This window comes from Mesorhizobium sp. M4B.F.Ca.ET.089.01.1.1 (assembly GCF_004022605.1).
Lineage (GTDB): Bacteria > Pseudomonadota > Alphaproteobacteria > Rhizobiales > Rhizobiaceae > Mesorhizobium > Mesorhizobium abyssinicae.
This window is the reverse complement of record NZ_RZOS01000491.1, coordinates 1-3876: the sequence shown is the minus strand read 5'-3', so window position 1 is coordinate 3876 and position 3876 is coordinate 1. Positions and strand designations below refer to the sequence as shown.

Below are 3876 nucleotides of genomic sequence, written 5' to 3'. Positions count from 1 at the left end.
GCAGACGACCGTTCGTTGCGGAAACGCGACCTTTGCCGCGACCGCTGCCGGCAGCCCGTAACCCATGGCGCCCGACTGCGGGGCGAGCAGCCGCGCCTCCGGCCCGAACTTGAAAAATTTGTTCGGCCACACCGTGAAATTGCCGGCGCCGTTGGTGAGGATGACGTCGGCGGGCAAGGTCTCGCGCAGCCATGCGCTGACGGCGACCATATCCACGGGTCCGGGCTGGACGGGCGCCGCGAATGTCCCTTCATAGGCCTTGCGCGCCGCCGCCCGCCATTCGGCCCAGGTGCCTTTCACCGGGGTCAGCGCTTTGGCGAAGGCGTTCGGACCGGCATGGATGCCGATCGTCGGCACATAGATCTTGCCGATCTCGCGGTCGGAGCCATGCACATGGATCAGCTTCTGCCGCGGCACCGGTACCGACAGCAGTGTGTAACCGTCCGTCGTCATCTCGCCGAAGCGGACATTGACGGCCAGGATCACATCGGCCTCGCGGATCAGGTTCCTGACATGCGCCACCATGCCGACGCCGGCCTCGCCGACGAAGACCGGCGCGTGGTTGTCGAACTGGTCCTGATAGCGGAAGGCCGCCACGACCGGGATGTCGGAGGCCTCGGCGAAAGACTGCAGCGCCGCGCGTCCCTCCGTCGTCCAGTTGGCGCCGCCCATCAGCAGCAGCGGCCGCTCGGCTCCGGCCAGCAGTCCCAGCGCCGAAGCGAGCGCGTCCGCTGACGGTGCCGGCTCGAAGATCGCCGCCGGCCCCCCGAGCGGCGGGGCCTCGGTCAGGGTGGTGAGCATGTCCTCAGGCAGCGCGATCACGACCGGGCCGGGCCGCCCGGTCAGGGCGGTGGTCCAGGCCCGCGCGACGATCTCCGGCAGGCGCGAGACATCATCGATCTCGACTGCCCATTTGGCGACAGTCCCGAACACCGCCCGGTAGTCGATCTCCTGAAAAGCCTCGCGCCCCTTCATGTCGGTTCCGACCTGGCCGACGAAAAGGATCATCGGCGAACTGTCCTGCATGGCGGTATGGACGCCGATGCTGGCATTGGTCACGCCCGGGCCGCGCGTCACGAAGCAGATGCCCGGCGTGCCCGTCAGCTTGCCGTAGGCCGAGGCCATGAAGGCCGCGCCGCCCTCGTTGCGGCAAAGCACGTAGTCGAGCTTGCCATGGGTGTCGTGCAGCGCGTCGAGGACGGCGAGATAGCTTTCGCCGGGAACGCCGAAGCTCTTGGTCGCGCCAAGCGCAATCAGGCACTCGACAAGAAGGCGACCGCCATTGCGGACCATGCTTCGACATCCTCTTGAGCTGGCGGCAAGCGGAACCGAGCCTGCCTTTTCGTATTTATACCTGCACGCTGGCGGGTCGCGGCGAAATCAAGAAATGCGGTCCATTCGAAAGTTTTTCTTTACAGTGTCGAACGCACCAGAACACCGGGGTTCATCGTGCCCTGCGGATCGAGCGCGCCCTTCAGCCGCGCCATGATTTCCCGCTCCACCGCGCCGCGATTGCTGTCGGCCATGGCGATCTTGGCGCGGCCAAGCCCGTGCTCGGCCGCGAAGCTGCCGCCTATTTCCGTGGCGAGTGCCGACAGCGCCTCGGCGAACCGCCCGGCCTTGCCGTCGAAATCAGCGCGGCCTTCCGGCGGTGACAGATTGTAATGGATGTTGCCGTCGCCGAGATGCCCGAACGGGTTGATCCGCACGCCGGGCAGGATGTCCCGGCAGACTCTGGCACCGGCCTCGATGAAACGGGCGATCGCGCCTGGAGGGACGGAAATGTCGTGCTTGAGCTGCTCGCCCTCCAGCCGCTGCCCCTCCGGCTGCTCCTCGCGCAGTCGCCAGAACTGGGCCCGATGCGCGCCCGATGTCGCCAGCGCGCCGTCCAGCACAAGGCCCTGCTCCATGCCCCATTCCAGTGCTGAAGCCAGAATGTCGTCGAGGGGAACGCGCGCCGAGCCCGAAGCCAGCTCGACGAGCAGATAGACATCGCCCCTGGCTTCCAACTGGTAGGCGAGATCGGGCACATGCTTGAGAGCGAGTTCAAGGCCGAGATCGCAGAAGAACTCGAGGCCGGTCAGGAATTCCCCCGCCTCGCCGCGCAGGAATGCGCCGAAGGAGACGGCGGCGGCAAAGTCGGGCATGACCAGCAGCGCGCCCGCCTGCTGTCGTGGCGTCGGATAGAGCCGAAGCACCGCGCGCGTCACGATGCCGAGCGTGCCTTCCGCGCCGCAGTAGAGCTTGCGCAGCTGGTAGCCGGCATTGTCCTTCTGCACCGCGCGCAGCCCGTCCCAAATCGCGCCGTCAGCAGTCACGACTTCGAGGCCGAGCACGAGGTCCTGCATCATGCCGTATCGGAAGGCGTGGCTGCCGCCGGCATTGGTGCCGATCAGGCCGCCGATCCTGGCGCTGCCTTCCGCGCCGAGATGCATCGGGAACATCAGCCCGTGCGGCTCCAGCGCCTCGTGCAGCGCCGCGAGAACGACGCCCGCCTCGACGACGATCGAGCCGCTGTCGAGATCCGGTTTGCCGATCGCCGCCATGCGCGACAGCGAGACGATCACCGCGTTCGGCTGCTCCGTGACGGCGCCGCCGCAAAGCCCGGTGTTGCCGCCTTGCGGCACCGCCGCCAGACCGGCCTCCCGGCACAGCTTGACGACCGCGGCCACTTCCGCGGTGTTGGCCGGCCTGGCGACGCCCAGGGGGGCAACGCCGTAGCGATTGAGCCAGTCGCGCTGGTATGGCTCGGCGTCGACGCCTGAAAGCCAGCCTTTCGGTCCGAGAATCGCGCGCAATTCGAGAACGGGATCAGTCATTGAAATATCCGGAAGATAGCTGTGCGGCGTGCTGCTCGGGAACGTGGCATCTTCCAGAATGTCGTTCAATGACCCAGCACCTGCGACAGGAACTGCCGCGTGCGCTCGTTGCGGGAGGCGGTGAAGAACTCCTCCGGCGGCGCCTCTTCGACGATCTCGCCGCCGTCCATGAAGATCACCCGGTTGGCGACGCGGCGCGCGAAGCCCATCTCGTGGGTGACGCAGATCATCGTCATGCCTTCCGAGGCGAGCGTGACCATGACGTCCAGCACCTCGGAAATCATTTCCGGATCGAGCGCCGAGGTCGGCTCGTCGAACAGCATGATCTGCGGCTGCATGCAAAGGGCGCGCGCGATCGCCACCCGCTGCTGCTGGCCGCCGGAGAGCTGGCCGGGAAACTTCATCGCCTGTTCGGGGATGCGAACCTTCTCCAGATAGCGCCTGGCGGTTGCCTCTACTTCCGCGCGCGGCTGCTTGCGCACGATCATCGGCGCAAGCATGCAGTTCTCCAGCACCGTCATGTGCGGAAACAGGTTGAAGTGCTGGAACACCATGCCGACCTCGCGCCTGATCTCGTCGATGTTGCCGACATCGTCGTTGAGTTCGGTGCCGAGCACGGTGATGCGGCCGCCATTGTGCTGCTCGAGCCGGTTGATACAACGGATCATGGTGGATTTGCCGGAACCGGAGGGACCACAGACGACGATCCTCTCGCCTCGTTCGACGGACAGGTTGACGTTTCGCAGCGCGTGAAAGGCGCCATAGTATTTGTCGAGGCTTTCGATGCGGACCGCGGGTCCGCCGGCCTCGCCCGAACTGCCTATCGTCATGCGGACCTCCTTAGCGTTCGCCGACCGACATGCGGCGCTCGAGAAAGGCGCCGTAGCGGGACAGGCTGAAAACGAAGACGAAGTAGATGAAGGCGATGAAGGCGTAGACTTCGACATAGGCGAAGCGCCATTCGCCGGTTCCGTAGGCGGCGTTGCCGGAGGCCAGGATCTCCAAGAAGCCGACGATGACCACCAGTGAGGTCTCCTTGAACGCGACCACGAACTGG

3 protein-coding genes and 1 pseudogene are annotated in these 3876 nt (G+C 66.0%); all 4 read right to left on the bottom strand.

All coding sequences use genetic code 11. The annotated features are described in order from the left end of the window. A partial coding sequence (locus EN780_RS29185; protein WP_128276021.1) for a thiamine pyrophosphate-binding protein occupies positions 1 to 1293 on the bottom strand: 1293 nt, incomplete at its 3' end. A 119-nt stretch (positions 1294 to 1412) separates the two neighbouring features. Beyond that, entirely contained in the window at positions 1413 to 2819 is a 1407-nt protein-coding gene (locus EN780_RS29180; protein WP_128276020.1) for an FAD-binding oxidoreductase, read from the bottom strand. Positions 2820 to 2884: 65 nt separating this feature from the next. After that, the gene (locus EN780_RS29175) at positions 2885 to 3649 is read right to left on the bottom strand and encodes an amino acid ABC transporter ATP-binding protein (protein ID WP_128276019.1); all 765 of its coding nucleotides are present in this window, start codon (positions 3647 to 3649) and stop codon (positions 2885 to 2887) included. A gap of 10 nt (positions 3650 to 3659) precedes the next feature. Next, positions 3660 to 3876 (bottom strand): annotated as a pseudogene (locus tag EN780_RS29170) (amino acid ABC transporter permease); the annotation flags it as partial.